The sequence below is a fragment of the Paraglaciecola sp. L1A13 genome (assembly GCF_009796745.1).
GTDB lineage: Bacteria > Pseudomonadota > Gammaproteobacteria > Enterobacterales > Alteromonadaceae > Paraglaciecola.
This window is the reverse complement of sequence record NZ_CP047024.1, coordinates 311,924-333,169: the sequence shown is the minus strand read 5'-3', so window position 1 is coordinate 333,169 and position 21,246 is coordinate 311,924. Positions and strand designations below refer to the sequence as shown.

Below are 21,246 nucleotides of genomic sequence, written 5' to 3'. Positions count from 1 at the left end.
ATCACATTAAGCCGTAAGCATATTTGAGATAGGCAACACCTCGGTGCGCTTCATAATGCATCTTATGTACGATGAATAGGTATGCATTTTCAACCTCGCTAATAACTGTATATCTAAGCTTTTTGCAGAGTTTGTTACAGTGGCATTTTTATGCAAACACACTTGGCCACAGTAACGCTAAATGGATTTTTTACATACCTTCCATTAAATCCGATCTTAACGTAGACAACGAATTTTTAAAAAAATATTGTTACCGTTATAGCATTGTATGAGCAAATAATAACCACTTAAGAAGGACATAATGCGTGATCGACCAAGCCAGTAAAATCCTTAAAGAAGTGTTTGGTTTTAACGAGTTTCGCCAGTCGCAAAAAGCGATTATCGGCAACGTACTCAACAAGCAAAATACTCTGGCGATCATGCCTACCGGCGGCGGTAAATCGTTGTGTTATCAAATTCCGGCTTTATTGTTTGATGGCCTGACAGTGGTTATTTCCCCCCTCATTTCACTGATGCAAGATCAAGTGCGCCAACTCCAAGCACTCAATATTCCAGCTTGTGTATTAAATAGCTCCCTTTCAAAACAGGAATATCAAGACAACCTGCAGGCTATTGGCGAGCAACGTTGTAAATTGGTATTTTTAGCACCAGAAACGGCTTTGCAAACCAATGTTATTGCGCTATTAAAAAGCGTCCCACTGGCCTGTATTGCCATTGATGAGGCCCATTGTATTTCAGAATGGGGGCATGATTTTCGTCCTGAATATCGCCAACTGAATCTGTTACTTGAGCAGTTCCCCAGTGCGGTGTGCGTTGCCCTGACTGCCACGGCTACCCCGCGGGTGCGAGCCGACATTAAGCGACAGCTTCATATTCCTGATAACAGCGAATTCATTGCCAGTTTTGACAGGCCAAATCTATATTTAGAGGTATTACCTAAAGACAATCCCTACCAGCAATGCACCAGTTTTATCAAGCTGCATCCAGATCAATCCGGCATTATTTACTGCCTGTCACGTAAGCAGGTTGATGAGCTGAGCGGCAAACTCAGCGCCGATGGTTACTCAGTGGCGGCCTATCATGCAGGGCTTAGCAGTGCTAGGCGAAATGATGCGCAAGAACGCTTTATTCGCGATGATGTGCATATTGTAGTGGCCACCATTGCTTTTGGTATGGGTATTAACAAACCTGATGTGCGCTATGTTTTGCATTACGATTTACCAAAAAATATTGAAGGTTATTATCAACAAATTGGCCGAGCCGGTCGCGATGGCTTATCTGCCGATTGTCTTTTGCTCTTTGGTTATGGAGATACCGGGAAAATACGCTATTTTATCGACCAGATTTCCGACGAACAGGAAAGACGGATTGCCACCGGGCACCTAAATCAAATGCTGGCACTGGCTGAAACAGACACTTGCCGTAGATTGCCATTACTGCAGTATTTTGCCGAAACACCGCAAAGTGAAAATTGTGCAAAGTGCGATAATTGCTGTAATGAGAGCAAGCAAAAAAGTGATTTAACGGTTGCAGCACAAAAATTTCTTTCTTGTGTGTATCGTACCGGTGAGCGCTTTGGTGCCAGCCATATTATTGATGTATTACGAGGCTCAAACGCTGAAAAAATACTGCAAAACCAGCACAACTTGCTTTCAACTTACAACATTGGCAACGAGTACAGCAAAAAGCAGTGGATGGTGCTATCGCGCCAGCTATTGCAAAAGGGGTTATTGAGTCAAGATGAACAATTCGGCGGGCTGCGCCTGACCAAACAAGCAGCTGACGTACTCAAAGGCAATGCCCCCTTCTTCGCCCTGCTACAACAAGCAACCGTTAGCAGTAAAACCAGTACCACCTCGGCGCAACCAGGCGACGCAGCGCTAGTACAAATACTTAAAACAGAGCGAAAACGCTTAGCTGATGCCGACAATATTCCACCTTATGCTGTGTTCGCTGATCGCACGTTAAGCGAAATGGCTTACTACTTTCCTCGCTCATCACAGAGTTTATTGAAAATTCACGGAGTCGGTCAGGCTAAATTAGACAAATACGGTGAGATATTTTTGCAGCTTATCAGTGATTATTGCCAGCAAAATAATTTACAAGAAGTTAGTAACGACCAAGCCCCCAGTAAAGCCCCCAGTAAAGCCACCAAATCAAGCAGCCAAAGCTCACAAAAAACCAGTGCCAAAACCCTTGAAATTATCAACGCCTTTCAAGACGGTAACGATATCGAAGCGCTTGCCACTTTGCACAAGGTTAAAGCTAACACCATCAATAAGCACTTGTATGACTATGTGCAAGCAGGTGAATGTCTTAATGAACCCGAGCGACTGCTTTTGGCAACCAAGCTAAGTAAAACTGAAATCGACCAAGCCCTCAACGCGTTTAAGCAACACGGAGCAGAGCGTTTAAAGCCCGTGTTCGATGCGCTTAATACACAAATAAATTACCAGCAATTACACTTATTAAGGGTGTATTTTGTGCAACATAAAGGCGCTTGAATCAGTTTATTCCCTAATCATCCCGATACAATGAGCAATCCATTGTAGGGAACAGTGAACCATCCCTTGTTAGCACAATTAATTTTCCTTGATGTGGATCAGGCCGGCAATACTACGCTATGCCATAGTGGCGTTGAAATAAACGCAATTGGTACCTTGGTTTAATGCGAAACGTCATCAAATGACAGGTCATTATGGCTGGGTTCTCTACGCATGCCGCCCGTGCTCCATAGAACGAGCTAGCGAGGCGACGTAACACTTTTACCATAGGGCACAGCATGATAGTAAAAACTTGGCAGGTTATCAGCAGCATAGTGCTTATTACTACCATCAGTGTTTTGCTACAGATCCCTAATGAAACTTGGGGTACAGCAGCAACGGCCAGTCTTGTATTAGGTGCGTCAGCTTTAGCATGCATGGCGACGTCTTGCACTCTATCTAGCCGCTGGAGTTTTGTTGAAAAATTATTTGGCGGCTTGGATCAGCTCTACCAAACCCATAAATGGCTCGGCATATGGGCCCTTGTCTTCGCTGTTTATCATTTCGTTTTTAAAGCTAATCTGGATTCTTGGGATGCGTCGCCAATTCTAGAGCTTCCCAAATACTGGGCGCGGCTAGCACGTCAACTCAGTATCGTGGCATTAGGTTTTATTGTGCTGCTAGCGTTAAACCGTAATATCCCTTATCACGTCTGGCGTTGGTGGCATAAGCTCTCAGGTCCGTTTTTTCTCATTGTTATATTACATTGGCTGAGCTTTAAATCCCCCATCACCCTCGATAGCTCAGCTGGTATCTGGCTAGCGCTGATCTGTGCGATTGGCGTAATGGCGGCGTTTTACAAGCTGGTGTTATACCCTCTTCTCGCCTCGGGTGGCGAATATAAGGTGGTCGCCGTGTCACATGGCAATAAAGCGGTACACTTAGAACTTGCGCCCGTTAATCGTAGTTTTGCATTTGAGGCCGGTCAGTTCGGGTTTCTAGCCCTCAAAGAAGCCGGCTTACGAGAGCCCCATCCATTTACTATCGCCAGTGCGCCGACTAACACGGGCAATATTCATTTTGTCATCCGAGCATTGGGTGACTACACGCACAGATTAAGCGAACAAGTTAAAGTCGGCATGGTGGCCGATGTCTATGCTCCCCACGGCCACTTTAAGCGCATGCCTGATGCACAAACAGAGATCTGGATTGGTGCAGGAATTGGCATATCACCTTTTATTTCATGGTTGGAGGATAAAAGCATCGGGCACTTTGAGTCCGAGACCTTAGTGTATTGCTTTGAGCCGTCTCGGGCTTTCCCTAGCGTTGAACGTATTAAAGAGATGGCCGCCGATTCGGGCGTACGGTTCGTACCGAATCCAAGTGATGGCGACGCGTTAGCAGAGACGATCCGCCGCGTGGCCACTGAAGTCAGTCCACAACAGGTTCAAATCAGTTTCTGTGGTCCAAAAGGGTTATTGAAGCACGTTGAAGAATTGATGAAAGCAAATAATATTCCTGTAAAAAACATCCGTTACGAATTTTTTGAATTCCGTTAACCTAGGGGATGAAACGGGCATAAGACACAAAGTTGCTGACTCATTCATGGCCAATATCCTGTCTTTCTCGCCTGCCTATCCTGCCCAAGGTTGGTCCATTTATTTATGCTTAATAAATGGAAATCTCCTTATCTCCCGTTTGCAGACGGGATGTAACGTGACCAACCTTGACGACACCGTCAATAATTAATAACTTCGAGGCCACCTCCGGTGAAACCGATACTAGTAGGCCGCCGTTCGTTTGTGGATCAAAGAGCAAATCAATAATCTGGTTTTGTGCATTTTCACTGACCATGCAACGGTTTTTCAAAGGTAATAACTGAGGGAGTAAACTGGAGGCTACGCCCAGCTGCGACAAATCTAACGCCCCGGGTAACAAAGGCACGTTTCGACTATCGATATTAATTTGTAAATCAGAGCCTTCAACCATTTCCAAACAATGACCTAGTAAACCAAACCCGCTGACATCGGTTGCACTATGCACTTCATGGTTTTGCAGAGCCTTAAAAAAAGTGCGGTTAGACGTCAGCAAATGCGCCCAAAGATCATCCACTGTCCCCGCTTCGGCTTTTAGCTGCATATCGGCAGCAAGAATAACCCCAGAGCCTAAAGGTCTGTTTAGTAATAAAAAATCACCCGCTTTGAGGTTGTTCTTTGGCCATACGTGATGCTGTTGTCCGTTGACTACAATGGCGAGGTGGGTTTCTTTGCCTTGGGTGCTGTGACCACCCACTAGGGTGGTTTCGTGATGAATAAGTGCTTCGGTAATACCATTCATAAGTTGTTGAAAATCACGCTTGCTCAAACGAGGATTGGCAAAGCAGATATTGGCCCACACTTGTGCGCTGGTCGGCTGAATGCCCATGGCGTATAAGTCATTAACCGCATGATGAGTGGTCACAATACCGAGGCGGTAAAGATCATCGGTAAAGGCGCGAAAGCCATCAATGCTTTGGTATACGCTTTGTTCTTTGTTAACGATGGCAATCGCAGCGTCTTCGGTCTTAGTCAAATGATGGGGAAAATTCGCTTGCTCATAAATAGGTAAATCTTTTAGTGACTCTTGTAACATCTGTGGGCCAAGCTTACTGCCACAACCAGCGCAATGCATGGGTTCGTCCATGTCGCTGTGCATACTGGGTAAGTGCTTTTGAAACAAATCCATAAAAGTTAAGTCGATGTGATCTTTCCACTTCCACACCCAGCCACCAGAAAAACTAAAACCCATTTTTTGCCCAGCCGCTGTTCGGTTTCCAAGTGAAATGAGTGATAAGAAACTTGTCTGCAGTTTAGTTTTGGTGAATGTTGTATGTTGCAAAGCCGCACGTAAGTTTTTTTCCAAAAAAGGCGCTGACCGGACCGCATAGACCCCCGCTTTAGGGCGCGGTGAGTAAGTCATGCTTGCCACATCGCCAGCGGCAAAAACATCAGGATGCGAGGTACTTTGCAGGTATTCATTTACTTCAATAAAACCTTGTTCGTCCGTTGCTAACCCTGCTTTTTTGGGCCAAATGGGTGCCGTTGCTGGGGTGCACCAAATCGATTTATCGATAGCAAGCACCTGATTATCGTCTGCAACTAACTGTTGTTGCTCGACCTTGGTGACACGAAAATGATTAACTAAAGTCACATTGTTACGTTTTAGCGCTTTGCGGACAGCCTTTTGCACACCCCTTTGATAATTTGACAGTAAGTCTGAGCCTGACTGAACCAAAGACAATTGAATCGGTTTTTGCTGCTGCGCAAAACGGTGAGCAATCGCCAGTGCAATTTCAACACCCGCGGCACCCGCACCAACAACCGCCCAGTGAGGAGTCTTACCTTGATAATCATGGGCCAGTAAATGGGCCCATGTAGCCGTTAACTGACTAACTGGTTTCACCCCAACGGCAAATTCTTTGGCACCGGGCACAGTCAGGTTTGGCGTTGAGCCCACATTGATCGACACCTTGTCGTATTCAATATCAGGGTGGTTATGTATGTGAATGCGCTTAAGATCAACATCAAGTCCCGTAACACGTCCATGAATAAAACGTACGTTAGCGGCTTGAGCCAGTTTATTCAGATCAATATGCGTTTGCTCTTTAGAATAATGTCCGCTGATAAAACCTGGCAGCATGCCTGAGTAAGGTGTCAGACGAGTGTCTGAAATAAGTGTGAGTCGTACATTAGGGATCGGTTTCATCGCCAACATTCTGAGCACCAATACATGAGTATGACCGCCGCCAATAAATACCAGATCGCTTTCGTTCAAGAAACTTACCTTATTAAAGTGTGAGGGCCGATGTTGTAACTAAACCAGAGGATGCCAATGGGCACGAACATCTTCTTTAAATAAAAATTGCCAATTAAGCTAACAGACCGAGCAAACTAGCTTCCATATTCAGTAAAAAACGTAGAATTTAATATAACGACGCCATTGCCTATAAAAGCGCCAGCGATAGTCCAACAGCAACACAAAAAATACTGACCTGATTAGCCTACAATTTTTTCTTATCTGCTAACCATTCGAGTATCTCTTTATGATTACCTTCAAATATTGTTTGTTGCGCTTTTGCGGCCAATTGATACTCATACATAGGGTCGTAATAATCACTCAGCAACACGTCGATTATATCGTCAAATTTGGACCAACTCCCTTGATTGATTAGCTGCAATACCGCGCTATCAAGTAAAAGAATGAGGTTTTTATAACGATCACCACCGAGGCGAGTTTTTATACGGGTCAGTGCACTGCGGATAAATTCATCAAGGTACGTTATGGCAGCCTCTTCACCCTGACTGAGCTGTGACTGGTAAGCATGCACAAAGTAATCTTTACGAATTCGCTCGATACGCTCGTTCAACTGCGTATTGAGTAATACGGTAGGCGCTTGCTTACTCAGTCCTATATACTCTGGTAACAAGGCAATGCGGCCAATCATGCGCGATTCATCTTCAAATAACACAGGGGCATCAGTTTGATTGCTCAGTTTTAACCATTTTATCGACCATGCATTTTCAAAATCAATTTGGCTTGGCTGTTTACTACCAGTACTACCAAATGCACTGCCTCTATGATTGGCTAACCCTTCAAAATCAATTGATTGAGGCCAATCTTGAATAACTTCAGTTTTGCCTGACCCCGTTGCGCCTGAGAGAACTTGAATATTCCCTTGAGCAATTCGGTCATGCAATTGCGTCAACAAAAACTGCCTCATCGCCTTGTAGCCACCCACGACCAGCGGCATATTGATGCCTGCTTCAGCTAACCATTGTTGCGTCAGATGAGACCGCAGCCCACCACGAAAACAATATAAAAGCCCGTTCGGATTATGCCGGTGAAATAACTGCCACGCGCGAATTCGCTCCTCTTTAACTGCGCCCTTTACCAAACTGTGGCCTAAAGCCAAAGCCGCCTCATGGCCTTCTTCTTTGTAACACGTACCTACGGCTTCGCGTTCTTTATCACTCATCAATGGATGGTTTACAGAATAAGGAAAAGCACCTTTATTGAATTCAACTGGTGCTCTAACATCCATCATCGGAATGTCGTTTAGAAACAAGCCCTTGTAGTCAGCATTAGATAGCAAGCACAGTCCTTAAAAATCGAGTAAGAACACTTAGCTTATCAGAATTGTTATCAAGTAAGTGATTCTCAAGACCAATGGTCTACGTATAAAATCAATTATCAAGTTCGACTATTTGCCCTTGATTTGATTAAAAAGGTCTCCAAGTCTGATGATAGAACATTAATAATGTGATGATGTTTATGCGACGTAAGTTTCGGTGGCATTCACGTCACAACATAATTAACCGACTAAATATGAAAGGACAAATAAATGATTGCAGATCAAAAAGTGGTATCGCTAAACTACACAGTAAAAGACGCAGAAGGCGAGCTCATCGATAGCTCAGAAAATGCCAAACCATTAGTTTACCTACATGGCCAGCACAATATTATTCCCGGTTTGGAAACCGCACTGGTAGGTAAAGCGCCAGGTGATGAATTTGATGTTACCGTTGAACCAGAAAACGGTTACGGTGAATACAACGCAGATATTCTACAAGTTGTGCCTCGTGAAGCTTTTAAAGGCGTAGAAGAAATCGAAAAAGGTATGGTTTTTAGTGCTGAAAGCCCGAATGGCCCAGTTCAGTTAAGGGTCGCTAACATTGAAGGCGATGATATTACCGTTGACCCTAATCATCCATTGGCAGGTAAAACGCTGACGTTTTCTGGCTCAGTGATAGATGTTAGAGAAGCCACTGAAGAAGAACTTGCCCATGGCCACGTTCATGGCGAAGGCGGACACCAACACTAGGCATTCAATCTAGCAATGAGGTGAGCAGTAAATTTTATCTCTATTTACTGTGACCCTTTTTTAGGCAATGCCATGGTGGCCAAGTCGAAGAAGCTGCAGACCAAAGCCCAAGAACAAGTGAGCGAAGGGCGTCTACTCGTTGAAAAAGGCGCTGGTTTTATCCGTAACGTACCACTGTTGCCTGATAGCCAATAAAGCTAGGCGTATATAAACACCAAAGGGCCGCACACTGCGGCCCTTTTTGGTAAGCGCATTTTACCTAGTTATCACCACCCTTTAGCCTTTGCCAGAAAGACTCGATTGCAGTGCATTTTTATACGCTTCAAATGCAGGGATAGCCGAGGTGATGACAGATGCAATGGTAATGATGACAGTGATTTTCAGCGTCTTCCACGACAACAAGTTTGCACTTAAAAACAGACCATAATGAGATGCGAGCCCGTCAGTGAACAGCGCCAAGGTTAAACTAACGAGCGTAATAGAACTTACAATACTAAGTAGCACCAAAATAAGCGCCTCTAATAACACCAATGCAAAAATTACAATTGGGCCAGCCCCTAATGTTCGCAGTACCGCAATCTCGCCTTTTCGCTCATTCATGGATGCAAGCAACATGGTGGATAACCCAAACAGTGACGAGATTAAGACCAAAATGCTGATAACCCTAAGTACATTCTCAACAGATGCCATCATTTGCCATAACTCTGCCAGCGCAACCCCTGGCAAAATTGCCATTAAACGGTCGTCTTGGTAATTATTCAAATCTCGTTGCAGTTTGAAGGTAGCGAATTTGGTTTTTAATCCAAGTATTACTGCTGTCACACTTTCGGGCTGAATATTTTCTAGTGATCCGCCTTGAAGGATTTTTGCTAACTGGGATGGCGGCAAATGAATCGCCTCGATGGCGGGCAACGTTACGTGCACCGTTTTATCAACGGGCGTACCCGTCGCGTTAAGAATACCGCTGATGACAAAAGGACTATGATCGTGATGGGTAAAGCTTGTCGCACCAATGCCGTGAGCAATAATAATTTTATCGCCCACATGGTAGTTTAACTGCTTGGCGACGTCTGCCCCAATAACAGTTTCAAACAGACCTGAAAAGGCTTTACCTGATGCAAAATTAAGAGCCTTATCATTGCCGTACTTGTAGTGGATGAAGTAATCACTATTGGTACCTAGTACGCGAAAACCACGATGGGAATCCCCTAATGAAATAGGAATTGCCCAAGCTACTTGGCTGTTTTCTGTTAGCATTTCATAGCTTTTATAATCGATATTACTAGTGGCATTCCCCATACGAAAGACCGAATATAAAAGCAAGTTTAATTGTCCAGTCGGCGCACCGACGATGAGATCAGCGCCCGAAATAGTTCGGTTAAAACTGTTTTTCGCCTCCTGACGAATATGCTCAACACTGATTAATACGCTGATACTAATCAGCAGTGACAGAAATGTCAGAATAACTGATTTTTTACGGCTGCACAGGCTGCTCCAAGCGAGGGAAATTAACATGCTGTAGCCTCTGCAGACTCACACAAGCTTGGCATATCGATGCTTTTTTTGAAAAAGCGTTGCAGGGACATATCATGACTCACGAATACCAGCGTCGCATCAGCGGTCTCACACATTTCTAGCAAGGTATCCATAAAAGCATCCCTTGCTGATGCATCTAAAGCAGAGGTTGGTTCGTCCACCAGTAATAACTCTGGTTCGTTGATAAGTGCCCGAGCAATCGCCACACGCTGTTGCTGGCCCACACTCAATGAATTTGCCGGCTTGTGTATGACATTTACTGGCAGCTTTAACCTTGAAAGTAAGGTGCTGACAGCTTCTTCAAGATGTTTATTCCGTTTAGCAGCAAAGTAGTTGGCTAACTGAATATTCTTCAGCACGCTCAAATAGGGGACTAAGTTGAATTGCTGAAACACCACACCGATATGCTGCGCTCTGAAGGCATCTCGGCGCCTACCAGACAACGCTGAGAAAGGTTGCTCTAATAGCTCGACCGTCCCATCGGTCGGGTTTAACACGCCTGAGAGTAAATTAAGCAGTGTCGTTTTGCCTGAGCCAGAATCTCCGTGCAGGAACACTCGCTCTCCTCTTTCAAGCTGCCACTGCGGGATACAAAGCACTGACTCTGTACTCGATTTAGGATAACGATGGCGCACATTTTGTACGTTTATCGCTAGATTTCTTTTAATATTACGGTTAGCTGGTTTAACTGCTTTCATGGATAATTCTTTAAAATACGTTACGATATAAACTTAACAATTGATATGTTATAACATTTACTTCATCCTAAGACTAAGTAATATTTTAATCACAGATACAGCTAATGAAATTACGCATTTTTAGTTCGCGCGTCATCGCCCTCATATTCACCACTGGTTTGCTTTATTCGGCAACCGCGGTACAAGCCAGTGACAATTATCAAGAAATAGAGTGGATAGCATTAATGCCGAAGGACGATCTTGATGCATTAATGAACCCACCTGAATATTTATCAGATATCGCCGACGGATCAGAACAAGATTCGGTTGCCGCTTTTAACAATAAAGAAGCGGATGATGCAAATACAAAGCGCTTTCAAAAGGCGTTGATCTCCACACGTGTGATTGAATCATATGCGAATAAACGCATACGAATCCCTGGTTTTATTGTGCCATTAGAATCGGATGCATCTCAGCGTATTACTGAGTTTTTTATCGTGCCGTATTTTGGCGCATGCTTACATATGCCACCACCACCGCCTAACCAAATTATTCATAGTCAAACCCAACAAGGGATAAAACTAGACAGTCTTTATGACCCTTTTTGGTTTGAAGGCACACTGGTTATTGATACCAAAGAAAATGCCCTTGGAACCTCTGCATATCGCCTTAAGCTAGATAAAACCTACCCATTTGAGGAAGAATAAATGAGAACGCTAAAATCAATCGGTTGCATATTGACATTACCGTTGTTGATACCGTTAGTAGCGCAGTCATGCGAACTACATAGTGGACGAGGGTTTGGCATATTTTCGTCTTTTCATCCTCTGGAGCAAATGCACTACCAGCAAACGTTTACCCAACCGCTGCACGTCACTCATCCAAGCAGCGTTAAAGCCGAGACAAATACACCGACAGTGGTCAAAATTGATTACGGTATTCCTGATACCTATAAAAATGTCGTCATTCGTTTTTCTGGTAGCGATAATGTCACGTTTTTAGATGGCGTAGCGTTATCAGCTCAGGGTGCGTCGGGCAGCTACCCACTCAAATATCATGTCACCAAACCTGGTAGCCATAAAATTTCATTACATATCAACGCCTTAAACCATGACGTTCCAGTAGACTTTACACAATCTATTACTGTAAACGCTACATGATGGTAACGCTTGCTGCTTATCAGTTTGAGTACAGATATATATGGTATATAGCAGGCGGAATTAGTGTGTTTGAAGTGAAGAGTCTATGTTAAACAACACGCTTAAGATTGCTGCCACATTATTAATTTTCTTTGGCGCTGGCGCCGCGCTCACTCAATTATTGGATTACAATTGGTCACTGCAAATACACAAGCTATTTTCCAGTTCAGTGCTGTATGTTACCCCTGATATCGATTTACGTGACCGCCTGAATAAAAGCGAAAGAATACAGATAGGCTGGCGTAACCTGTTACCTAATTCAGACCAATCGGTGCTAGCAAAATATCAATCAAATAACGAAAAATCCCTGAGTGAACAGGTGGCCCTTTCCATAAAATCCTCCACTGACCAAGCTTATCAATCCGCGTTGTATTCCACTGATGTGGTTGAGCAGATTATTGGCCAACATGTTAGTATTTCAGGCTATATTGTGCCTATCGACCTAAACGAAGATAGAAGCGTTAAACGTTTTTTCTTGGTGCCCTATTACGGCGCATGTATTCATTACCCACCACCACCGCCAAATCAAATGATTTACGTAGACCTTATCGATGGTTTTTCAAAAATAATGATGAGCCAAGCGTTCACTCTGACCGGTGTATTGGAGAAGGGCCTATTTGAAGATCATCAAGGCACTTCGGCATACAAACTAAACCTGTCTGAAATCAAAGAGTTCCACGAACAACCAGATGAATACCGCAACCACTAACTAATCTGCCGCGAAGTTAGTTAAACGACTGTGTGCCTGCGCAAACAAGCACCAACCGCGATTCTCTATGATTCACTACTAATGGTTGTATTTTTGAAATCAATCGCGACTGCGTTGTGGGCATGTAAGCTTTCTTGATGCTCAACTTTAAACCAATAATCGAGCACATCTTTTTTAAGTTCAAGTGCATGCTTTAAGCGCCTTGCCGCATCTTCACAAAACATTAAATTTTCAGCATTTAACTTGGCGAACGCTTGCTCGTCTTGACGTTTGACAGCAGTTTGTACTGGCGTGCCAATCACTTCTTCAAGTTGTGTTATTAGATCGGGAAAATTGGGCAACGTATTACCATCAAGGGTCAGTTTAATATACGCATAAGAGCGCTGACTATGGGGTGTAGCAACGACACCATTTTTAGATGTGACCCATTGGGTTATCTCACTTTTTGCAATCATATCATCAGTAAAACGCTCAGAAATGGCATCGCTCAACGCTTGTTGTGATAACGCAGACGAGCATGGGCAAGTGCTCGAATACGCAATAGTCAAAGACAACACGGTACGTACTTGGCCATTTACTAGCTCAGTGGATATTCCAATAGGATAACTCTGGTAGCCAAATTCGTCACTTAGCAGTGCTTTCTTTCGAAGAGTTAGCTCAAAATCTAAATTCACTTTCGCGCCTTGGCTAAGTCCCTGTTGAGAGGCAACCAGCTCGGTTAATAGCGCTTTGAGCGCAGTAGCGCTTAATAACTCAGTACCCAGTATGTCGTTCAACTTTAGAAATAAGCGTGACATATGAATACCTTTTGCATCGCTTTTGTCTAAGCTGACATACACATCAGTTTTGGCGTTAACATATGCTGTAACTTGGCTTGCCAACGGCACTTGAATCGGTACAGCGATACGCTCCATACCCACCCACTTGAGCGCAGTGGCAGACAAAACGCTTTCGCTGGACGTAACATCCGGTAAATTTATGCTCATAAACTAAAATGGTCCCGTTTTGGATAAATGATTAATGATAGTGTGACGTTGAACTGACAAGCTATTTGCTCAAACCTTGTGGTTGAATATTCACTCAAAATACAAAGTCCAAGGTCAATAATAGGCGTTGCTCGTTGCTGCTATTTGGGGGTGAACGATGCACCAGACCAGCTCCCTCATTGTCAAACCAGCCTTCGCCTTTAAGCAGTGCCACGTCGCCACTGGTCATAGCTTGAATAGACCTTTTATCAACATAAATACCGGATTGGTCATCGCTTAAGCCGTTATTACCAGCACCCAACTTAGTACGATCAACTGTTTCATTCGTAAGCCATTGTGTGCCAGGACCACAAAAAGAGGTGACCAAACGACACGGAATCCAATCCACATGAAATCGCGGGCACATAGCTTGCTCTAGCACTTTTAGACGCAGACCAGCACGTTTCAAGTCAAACAAACAACAAAACATATCAACAAGTGACGCGATGATTTCGGTCAGTTCGTCATTAAATCCAAGGGGAGTCAAGGCCATGCTTAAGTCATCGATAATGGAGCTAGCAGCAATCGTTTTTTCAAAGTTGAGACGCGGATTTTGTTCTACACACTGCGCTATGTGCTCAAGTAAATCTTTTGAAAGCGTGCGCTGCCATACAACAATGTTGTTCTGTTCTTGGTAAATATCAGGTAATACACTGCAACTATCACCTAAGGCGTAATTAACACGGTCTGCTGAGCCGTTAGCACCGTGATAAATGATGTGCTCTGGAGTTTGCACCACTGCTGCTAAGCTCATGCATCTTCCTCCCATACTGGGAACGGATCAGGCAAGGTTTTCCAGTGAGCCTTTCCTTGTAATAAGACTTCATCGTCCAGCAGGCATTCATCTAGGGCTTTTCTAATTGCAGCTTCTTGTAAATTCTGACCAATAAACACCAACTCTTGGCGCATATCTCCAAAGGGTTCTTGCCATAAGGCATTAATTGATTGCAGATATTCTTCGTCTGTTGGCCATTGCTCTTTCGGCACGGCTTGCCAGAACAAACCACCAAAACCATAGCGTGCAATACCACCAGCTTGATTCCAAAGGCCTGCAAACTGAGGGCGTGTTGCTAGCCAAAAGTAACCTTTAGAGCGCAGTAACTTACCAAAACCTTTTGTATTGTGAACAAAGTTGTAAAACTTCTCTGGGTGAAATGGCCGTCTCGCTGAGTAGCTAAAGCTTTGAATGCCGTATTCTTCTGTTTCTGGATTATGCTCACCGCGCATTTCTTTCAACCAGCCAGGTGCTTGTTGAGCTTGTTCGAAATCAAAAAGCCCAGTGCCGATAATTTCTTCTATCTTTACCTGCCCATTATTGATTGGAACGATACGCGCATGAGTATTAAGGTTTTTTAAAATTGCCTTTAACCGCTCTATTTCAACGCTATCCACTAAATCCGCTTTTGAAATAAGCAGCACATCAGCGAATTCAACTTGCTCAATAAGTAAGTCAGCAACACTGCGTTCATCATCTTCACCCAGGCTTTCATCGGTCTCGGTTAAATACTTAGCTTCGTCGTAATCTTTGAGAAAATTAACACCGTCGACCACAGTTACCATAGTGTCTAGGGTCGCTATATCTGATAACGAAATGCCGTCTTCATCAGTAAAAGTAAAGGTTTCAGCTACTGGCAGAGGCTCAGAAATCCCAGTTGATTCAATCACTAGGTAATCAAACTGACCTGTGCTGGCTAGTTTACCAACTTCGATAAGTAGGTCTTCTCTGAGCGTGCAACAAATACAACCGTTACTCATCTCTACTAGCTTTTCATCCTTATGATTGAGTGAAATCTCATTTTTTAGTAACGAGCCGTCGATATTGATTTCACTCATATCGTTGACAATAACCGCTACTTTTTTGCCTTGGCGATTATTAAGAATATGGCTTAACACTGTGGTTTTACCTGCTCCTAGGAACCCGGAAAGCACGGTAACGGGTAGTCTGTTCTTTGGCATTGGATTTAGCATTAATATTAGTCCTGGTCGTGTATTTCTATATTGTCGTCATGGCGACGCAAACGATAGTTAAGAAAGTGCCCGTAAGCGATGATGCTTGTCCCTAGTACCGTTAGGGCAATTTCACCGTATTTACCCACTATCGCGTGCCCTAAAGCAGAGGTAGCAATTAGAATCGCTAACCCCACTAAACCAATAAGCAATACGCGATGGCTGCGATGATGCAAGTAACCAATCACTAGAGCGATTGCGCTAATAGGCACAACAGCTACTAGCAACATCCGATGAAATAGCTCATCATTAAACGCCAGCAATCCCGTAAGAGCCGGCATTAAAATCAATATAATAGGAAGGAAAAGGCAGTGAATAACACATAATAGCGATAGGCCCACTGCCGCTTTATCACTCATTAGCTGTAACTTGGTCATGGATGTCTCAAGAAAGTTTTTTATGAAAAGTCGATTGGCAGCTTTTGCACAGGCTATAAAGCTCTATTTGTGAACCGACAGACGAAAAGTCAGCACTTTTGGCATGGTGAGTGAGTGCCTCAATAACTTCTTGGGCAATCTCCACTTCTTCGATGTGCTGACACGACTTACAAATCATAAAAAGGGGCGGATGTTCTTCACAAGCGCCAAATGTATGATTGCAAATAATATATTTGTTGATGGATTGCAGGCGATGTACAAGGCGTATCGATTCCAAGAAATCTAACACGCGATATACCGACATCGTCTTGATGTCTGATGCAATTAGCGTGTTGTAATGATCCGTCAATTCATAAGCAGACATAGGTGTTTTAACGTCAAGTAGCACCTCTAACATATGCAGACGCGTTTCGGTCAGCCTGCTACCTGCTTTTTCGCACATATCTCTGGCTATTTCGATAAAATCATCGGTGTTTACAGGACACATAATCACCACGCTATATCTGGTTCAGCTGGCGTTAGCTGCGCCAAACCTTGGCTAATATTCGTTATCCATTGCGCCCGAATACTGGTTAACGACACAAGGCCCTTGAACAGCGTAACTGTCAGTTTCTTGACCTTAGCGGGGCAAGCAAACCGGTATTCAACGTTCACGTCCTCGTGCAAAAACTCATTATGATCGCCATGCTCGTGATGTTTCTCATCATGCTTTTGTGCATGCACAGTCTCAATGTTATTCAAATAAGCTAAGTTCAAAGAATGTGTTACTTCATTCAAGGAGCAATTAGGGTTTAATTCGATTATCGAGTTATTGTCCTCTAGCCTTTTTGCGAAAAGCTGAATGGTCTTTTGCTGTGCCTCGTTTTCTGGCGCATGCTCAAAGCCAAGCACATCTGCTGCGGGCAAAATAAGCTGCACATGCCAATTGTTATCTTCTTGCGAAATGAACATTTGCCCCTGACCATGAACATGCTCTTGTGCAGCAACTGTAAAGCAACAGCTCACTAGCGCGCTCAACAGCAATACATTTTTCATCATTCATTTACCCTCTTATTTGCAGCAATACGGCTAACCCTAATAACTCGCGCTTTTGTGCTGATTTATCTCGTTTTCTTTGCTCGGCAGCATCCTTTATCTAAGGGTTACTTTCATCCAAGCAACAAGCCTATGTGCTAAGCAATGCTATTTATGCGAAAGGTCCTTCATTAATCCATTTTAAGATTAATAAGGCTCTTCCATTTGATTATAATATAACATAACATTTAATTAATGATACATTATAACATCACACGGGAAAATAAAAATGAATAGGATATCTTCACTAGCAGCGCTGATTAGCGTGCTCTTACCTGCCAGTCTTTTAGCGCAAACCATAGAGGGGACGGTAGTCAATAACGCTGGTCGTACCGTCGCGGGGGCGAAAGTAAAAGTGGAAGGAATAGGCGCTGAAACGGTCACCGACAAAGCTGGGCGCTTTGTTTTTACTGATTTGAACGAAGGTAAAACAGAACTACATATTTCCTCATCTGGATATGCCCATTTGCATCAGGACATTTCGATGCCAACACAAGGCATAAAAGAAATTACCTTTACTTTGCAGCGCTCTCCTATCGAAGTTATCGATGTGTACGCGACGCCAATTCATATGTCAGTAATGGAATCTGCGTCACCTGTTAGTGTACTTTCTGGGGAAACACTGCGCCGCCAACAAGCATCAACCTTGGGTGACAGCTTAGAAAAACTGCCTGGTGTGCAATCAAATTTTCATGGTGCGGTTGCGAGCACTCCGATAATTCGTGGACTAAGCGGCCCTCGAGTGTTGATCTCACAAAATGGTTTAGACGTCAGCGATGTGTCTCGAGTCGGACCAGACCATTCGGTTGCCACCGAAGCGTCAACCGCTCAGCAAATTGAAGTACTGCGTGGCCCCGCTACATTATTCTATGGCAGTGGCGCAGTGGGAGGGGTAGTCAATGTAGTAGATGGCCGCGTGCCTACCGACAACACAACGCGTGGCGAATGGCTGCTCGAAACAAACTCAGTAGATGACAAAAAACTGGGCTCATTCAACCTCACTACAGGCTATGAATCATTCGGATTCTACGCTGATGGATATTGGCGCGAATCGAATGACTATGACGTGCCTGTCGCACCAGATTCCGACTCTGATGAGCCGCAAGATCATGTGGTTAAGAACAGTGCTGAAAAATCTGATGGCGTCACGTTAGGTGCAAGCTACTTATTCGATCAAGGTTACGTCGGTGTAGCCGTTGAGCAGTTCAATCGCGAATACGGTATTCCTGGGCACTCTCACGGTGACAGTGAAGACGAAAATGTTTATGCAGATCTAGAGCAAACCCGCGTACAGCTTTTAGGTGAGTTGAACGTTGATAGTAAGTGGATCAGTAAAATCAATTTACGCGGTGGCTTCACCGACTATGAGCACGCTGAAATAGAAGAAGACGCAGTTGGCACCGTGTTTAAAAACGAAACTCATGAAATCAAGCTCGACTTCATCCACAACCCCATCGCAGATTGGAACGGTGGTATCAGTTTCCACTACAAAAACAGTGATGTCGCGGCCCAAGGCGAAGAGGCATTCACGCCGCCGTCTAAGGCGCAAACTATTGCATTAGCCATTATGGAAGAAAAACACTTTGGTGACGTGTTACTGCAATTTGGTGGGCGTATTGAGCGCGTAACGATTGATGCCAACAACGTATTGCTACCCACGCTTGATGCGCACGACCACGATGACGAAGCAGAAGAGGAGGATGATCATGACCACGATCATGAAGAAGAATCTACAGTGACCCGTGTTTTTGATTTAGCCCACGAATTTACACCAGTCAGTGTATCTGCGGGTTTAGTCTGGGACTTCACCCCAGGGTATAACTTAGGGTTGTCTATTTCCCGTTCAGAAAGAGCCCCGTCTGCGTCAGAACTACTATCGTTTGGTGCACATATTGGCACAGGTACTTACGAAGTAGGCGCGTTATTCGCATTGGATGACGACGGCTCGAGCATAGGTCTGACCGGAGAAAATATCGACTTAGAAACCGCTAATAATATCGATTTAACCTTACGTAAAACTCAAGGTGATATTGGTTTTGTATTCAACGCATTCTACAACCAAGTCGATAATTACTACTACCAAATAGCCACCGGATTATTTGCTGAAAGTGGCCACGATCACGATCATGAACATGAAGAAAGTGACGTAGAGGAAGATGAGCACACAGATGAGTTACCCGTTTATCTTTTTCAGACTGACGACGTCATATTACACGGTTTCGAAGCACAAATTGCATGGCAAGCCACCGACACATTCAAAGCGACCTTATTCTCTGACTATGTTCGCGCTCGCTTAAAAGATGGCGGCGACTTACCCCGCACTCCACCACTGCGCTTCGGCTCTCAGTTTAGCTATGAAACTGCGCGTTTGAGCGCACATCTCGATATCACTCGCTACCAAGAGCAAGATCGTGTTTCTTCAGACGAAACCACTACCGGTGGCTACACCTTGGTTGATGCAAGTGTGTCTTATGATCTGCCGGTTTCAAGTCAGGATATTGTTGTTTTCCTAAAAGGCAGCAATCTGACTGACACAGAAGCCAGAGTACACACCTCATTTTTAAAAGACATTGCACCACGCCCGGGACGCAGCATTTCAGTTGGCGTCAGAGGCAATTTTTAGCTCAAAATTCATTTACATAACAAGGAATATACAATGACTAACACACATAAATTTAATCTTCTTGCTGCGGTTATTGGCGCAGTATTGCTAACAGGTTGTGGCGACGCTGAAACCACCCTAATCGAAAAAGATCCAATAGAAATACCTGACGAGGACCATGATGATGATGAGCATGACCACGCAGATGATGAATATACGATTGATTCAATGGGCCGACTAGCTGTGTTATCCGCTGAAAGTAACGTTACCACTATATTCGATTTAGACGATGGTGACCTACTAGACACCTTCACCTTAATTCACACATCTAACACTTTAACATCGTCAGCAGATTATCGTTTTGCAGTTATAGCGAGCCGAGCGCAAGACTATGTGGGCTTTATTGATGGCGGCATGTGGCGCGAAGATCACACTGCACATTTACATGATTACGAGCAAAGCCCTGCCATGAGTGACTTTGAAGTCACAGGCAGCAGCCCTACTCATATTTTAAGTCATGATGGTCAATTAGCCGTATTCTTTGATGGCAATGCAGATGCAGGCACGCCAGCCTCAGTGAAGGTCGTCACCGACACGCAAATAAGCAGCGAAGCCGATCCGCTACCCACTTTAGATTACACCATTAATATGCACGGTGTAGCTGAGCCTCGAGGTGAATATCTACTTGCCACCGTTCGTCGGGACGACGCTGAAAATACCTCAGTTGCGAAGGTATTGCCTGACCAAGTCGGTGTGTATCACTTACATGACGATGTTTATGAACAAGAACAAGTATTGGATGTGCTGTGCCCTGATCTACACGGTGCGGCTCAAAACGAGGATTACGTTGTATTCGGTTGTACCGATGGCGTGCTTTCAGCTCATGAACATGATGATGAATATGAAGCAGAAAAAATTGCTAATATTGATTTGTTAGACGGCTTGCGTATAGGCACATTGTACGGTCACGAAGAAAGTGATTCTTTGATTGGTATTGCCTCTGGTCACGATGCGGGTGAGGTTATTCTTATCAACGTTAACCCTGAACAAAGCATGATGGAAGCATTGTCATGGCAACCTGATAGCGACGTGACGCCCGTTTCTTATGCTTTTTCTCATGAAGGTAGTGAGTTTTTGATACTCGACAGCCTAGGTTTTTTAAATGTACTTAGTGCTTATGAAGAAGATGGCATAGTGCGCTGGGAGCTGCGAGAAAGTGTAGATATCTCAGAGCAAGACGTATCCACTATGCCCGAAGGCATGTCATTTAGTATGACTGTGGCGCAAAATAGCGATTACGTTTATGTATCAGACCCCATTGCTCAGCATGTACTGCAAATCGACCTTGAGTCGCTAACAATAACAGGCGACATTGAACTGGACTTTGCCCCAGACAATATCACTTGGTTAGGTATTGCTGAATCGGACCATGATCACGACTAAATGTCGCATAAAAAGTAAATAATAAAGATCGCCCTATATGGGCGATTTTTTTATATAATGAATGAACGAAAAGATCACCTTTTACGTAAAATTTTGCACCTAAATAATTGATTTAGTTGCTCAATAGCGATACAACCATTTAAATATCTGAAATAAATCAGTAAGCTAATTAAAGTGAAGCTGGTTTTAGTTTTAACCTGTAGTCACTTTAATAGTGTGCTTGTGATAGCTCAGTTTTTATAACGTTAACAACA

The 21,246-nt window shown here is 44.0% G+C and carries 19 protein-coding genes; 9 read left to right on the top strand and 10 right to left on the bottom strand.

The genetic code is table 11. From position 1 onward, the window contains the following. Positions 1–305 precede the first annotated feature (305 nt). Positions 306–2,504, top strand: coding sequence for a DNA helicase RecQ (gene recQ / locus GQR89_RS01350; protein WP_158768392.1), 2,199 nt, complete (start codon positions 306–308; stop codon positions 2,502–2,504). 278 nt (positions 2,505–2,782) lie between these two features. Next, entirely contained in the window at positions 2,783–4,042 is a 1,260-nt protein-coding gene (locus tag GQR89_RS01345; RefSeq protein WP_158768391.1) for a ferric reductase-like transmembrane domain-containing protein, read from the top strand. Positions 4,043–4,151: 109 nt separating this feature from the next. On the opposite strand, the gene selD is transcribed toward GQR89_RS01345, so the two are convergent. Continuing rightward, positions 4,152–6,296: a selenide, water dikinase SelD gene (selD, locus tag GQR89_RS01340; protein WP_158768390.1), complete on the bottom strand. Its 2,145-nt coding sequence runs from the start codon at positions 6,294–6,296 to the stop codon at positions 4,152–4,154. Between the two features lie 226 nt (positions 6,297–6,522). Then, positions 6,523–7,614 carry a tRNA 2-selenouridine(34) synthase MnmH gene (mnmH, locus tag GQR89_RS01335; RefSeq protein ID WP_158768389.1) on the bottom strand — a complete coding sequence of 364 codons (1,092 nt, stop codon included), beginning with the start codon at positions 7,612–7,614 and terminating at the stop codon, positions 6,523–6,525. A 249-nt stretch (positions 7,615–7,863) separates the two neighbouring features. Between mnmH and GQR89_RS01330 the strand changes: the two genes are divergently transcribed. Both GQR89_RS01330 and GQR89_RS21610 read left to right on the top strand, forming a co-directional pair. Continuing rightward, the gene (locus tag GQR89_RS01330) at positions 7,864–8,343 is read left to right on the top strand and encodes a peptidylprolyl isomerase (protein ID WP_158768388.1); all 480 of its coding nucleotides are present in this window, start codon (positions 7,864–7,866) and stop codon (positions 8,341–8,343) included. A 72-nt stretch (positions 8,344–8,415) separates the two neighbouring features. After that, positions 8,416–8,538, top strand: a complete 123-nt coding sequence (locus GQR89_RS21610; protein ID WP_255455661.1) for a hypothetical protein — start codon at positions 8,416–8,418, stop codon at positions 8,536–8,538. 81 nt (positions 8,539–8,619) lie between these two features. On the opposite strand, the gene GQR89_RS01325 is transcribed toward GQR89_RS21610, so the two are convergent. Both GQR89_RS01325 and GQR89_RS01320 read right to left on the bottom strand, forming a co-directional pair. Next, complete coding sequence (locus GQR89_RS01325; RefSeq protein ID WP_158768387.1) at positions 8,620–9,858, bottom strand: ABC transporter permease; 1,239 nt, start codon at positions 9,856–9,858, stop codon at positions 8,620–8,622. Next, entirely contained in the window at positions 9,852–10,577 is a 726-nt protein-coding gene (locus GQR89_RS01320; RefSeq protein WP_158768386.1) for an ABC transporter ATP-binding protein, read from the bottom strand. The genes GQR89_RS01325 and GQR89_RS01320 overlap by 7 nt, the downstream gene beginning before the upstream one ends. A 104-nt stretch (positions 10,578–10,681) precedes the next feature. On the opposite strand from GQR89_RS01320, the gene GQR89_RS01315 reads away from it, so the two are divergent. The 3 genes from GQR89_RS01315 (at position 10,682) to GQR89_RS01305 (ending at position 12,464) form a co-directional block, all read left to right on the top strand. Then, positions 10,682–11,263 (top strand): DUF3299 domain-containing protein, encoded by a 582-nt coding sequence (locus tag GQR89_RS01315; protein WP_158768385.1) that lies wholly within the window; start codon positions 10,682–10,684, stop codon positions 11,261–11,263. Next, a complete protein-coding gene (locus GQR89_RS01310) occupies positions 11,264–11,716 on the top strand; it encodes a hypothetical protein (RefSeq protein WP_158768384.1) in 453 nt (150 codons plus the stop codon). A gap of 85 nt (positions 11,717–11,801) precedes the next feature. Further along, positions 11,802–12,464, top strand: coding sequence for a DUF3299 domain-containing protein (locus GQR89_RS01305; protein ID WP_158768383.1), 663 nt, complete (start codon positions 11,802–11,804; stop codon positions 12,462–12,464). 65 nt (positions 12,465–12,529) lie between these two features. Here GQR89_RS01305 and folE2 read toward each other — a convergent pair whose 3' ends face one another. From folE2 to GQR89_RS01275, 6 genes are all read right to left on the bottom strand, one after another. Continuing rightward, the gene (folE2, locus tag GQR89_RS01300; RefSeq protein ID WP_158768382.1) at positions 12,530–13,450 is read right to left on the bottom strand and encodes a GTP cyclohydrolase FolE2; all 921 of its coding nucleotides are present in this window, start codon (positions 13,448–13,450) and stop codon (positions 12,530–12,532) included. Positions 13,451–13,544: 94 nt separating this feature from the next. Then, entirely contained in the window at positions 13,545–14,243 is a 699-nt protein-coding gene (locus GQR89_RS01295) for a DUF1826 domain-containing protein (protein ID WP_158768381.1), read from the bottom strand. Next, positions 14,240–15,457 carry a zinc metallochaperone GTPase ZigA gene (zigA, locus tag GQR89_RS01290; RefSeq protein WP_233269047.1) on the bottom strand — a complete coding sequence of 406 codons (1,218 nt, stop codon included), beginning with the start codon at positions 15,455–15,457 and terminating at the stop codon, positions 14,240–14,242. Before zigA ends, GQR89_RS01295 begins: the two co-directional genes overlap by 4 nt. A 5-nt stretch (positions 15,458–15,462) precedes the next feature. Continuing rightward, complete coding sequence (locus GQR89_RS01285; RefSeq protein WP_199271359.1) at positions 15,463–15,873, bottom strand: MerC domain-containing protein; 411 nt, start codon at positions 15,871–15,873, stop codon at positions 15,463–15,465. Between the two features lie 7 nt (positions 15,874–15,880). Continuing rightward, positions 15,881–16,360 carry a Fur family transcriptional regulator gene (locus GQR89_RS01280; protein ID WP_158768380.1) on the bottom strand — a complete coding sequence of 160 codons (480 nt, stop codon included), beginning with the start codon at positions 16,358–16,360 and terminating at the stop codon, positions 15,881–15,883. A gap of 2 nt (positions 16,361–16,362) precedes the next feature. Next, entirely contained in the window at positions 16,363–16,911 is a 549-nt protein-coding gene (locus GQR89_RS01275) for a DUF2796 domain-containing protein (RefSeq protein ID WP_158768379.1), read from the bottom strand. A gap of 265 nt (positions 16,912–17,176) precedes the next feature. Here GQR89_RS01275 and GQR89_RS01270 point away from each other — a divergent pair, with 265 nt between their 5' ends. Together GQR89_RS01270 and GQR89_RS01265 are read left to right on the top strand one after the other, a co-directional pair. Further along, complete coding sequence (locus GQR89_RS01270; RefSeq protein ID WP_158768378.1) at positions 17,177–19,570, top strand: TonB-dependent receptor domain-containing protein; 2,394 nt, start codon at positions 17,177–17,179, stop codon at positions 19,568–19,570. A gap of 33 nt (positions 19,571–19,603) precedes the next feature. Beyond that, a complete protein-coding gene (locus tag GQR89_RS01265) occupies positions 19,604–20,992 on the top strand; it encodes a 5-methyltetrahydrofolate--homocysteine methyltransferase (protein WP_158768377.1) in 1,389 nt (462 codons plus the stop codon). The last annotated feature ends 254 nt before the right edge of the window (positions 20,993–21,246 follow it).

Coding starts and splice junctions, on each gene's coding strand:
- GQR89_RS21610 (WP_255455661.1), top strand. CDS start 8,416: ATGGTGGCCAAGTCGAAGAAGCTGCAGACCAAAGCCCAAGAACAAGTG.
- GQR89_RS01330 (WP_158768388.1), top strand. CDS start 7,864: ATGATTGCAGATCAAAAAGTGGTATCGCTAAACTACACAGTAAAAGAC.
- GQR89_RS01345 (WP_158768391.1), top strand. CDS start 2,783: ATGATAGTAAAAACTTGGCAGGTTATCAGCAGCATAGTGCTTATTACT.
- GQR89_RS01275 (WP_158768379.1), bottom strand. CDS start 16,911: ATGATGAAAAATGTATTGCTGTTGAGCGCGCTAGTGAGCTGTTGCTTT.
- GQR89_RS01325 (WP_158768387.1), bottom strand. CDS start 9,858: ATGTTAATTTCCCTCGCTTGGAGCAGCCTGTGCAGCCGTAAAAAATCA.
- GQR89_RS01295 (WP_158768381.1), bottom strand. CDS start 14,243: ATGAGCTTAGCAGCAGTGGTGCAAACTCCAGAGCACATCATTTATCAC.
- zigA (WP_233269047.1), bottom strand. CDS start 15,457: ATGCTAAATCCAATGCCAAAGAACAGACTACCCGTTACCGTGCTTTCC.
- GQR89_RS01305 (WP_158768383.1), top strand. CDS start 11,802: ATGTTAAACAACACGCTTAAGATTGCTGCCACATTATTAATTTTCTTT.
- GQR89_RS01280 (WP_158768380.1), bottom strand. CDS start 16,360: ATGTGTCCTGTAAACACCGATGATTTTATCGAAATAGCCAGAGATATG.
- GQR89_RS01285 (WP_199271359.1), bottom strand. CDS start 15,873: ATGACCAAGTTACAGCTAATGAGTGATAAAGCGGCAGTGGGCCTATCG.
- folE2 (WP_158768382.1), bottom strand. CDS start 13,450: ATGAGCATAAATTTACCGGATGTTACGTCCAGCGAAAGCGTTTTGTCT.
- GQR89_RS01270 (WP_158768378.1), top strand. CDS start 17,177: ATGAATAGGATATCTTCACTAGCAGCGCTGATTAGCGTGCTCTTACCT.
- GQR89_RS01310 (WP_158768384.1), top strand. CDS start 11,264: ATGAGAACGCTAAAATCAATCGGTTGCATATTGACATTACCGTTGTTG.
- GQR89_RS01265 (WP_158768377.1), top strand. CDS start 19,604: ATGACTAACACACATAAATTTAATCTTCTTGCTGCGGTTATTGGCGCA.
- GQR89_RS01320 (WP_158768386.1), bottom strand. CDS start 10,577: ATGAAAGCAGTTAAACCAGCTAACCGTAATATTAAAAGAAATCTAGCG.
- GQR89_RS01315 (WP_158768385.1), top strand. CDS start 10,682: ATGAAATTACGCATTTTTAGTTCGCGCGTCATCGCCCTCATATTCACC.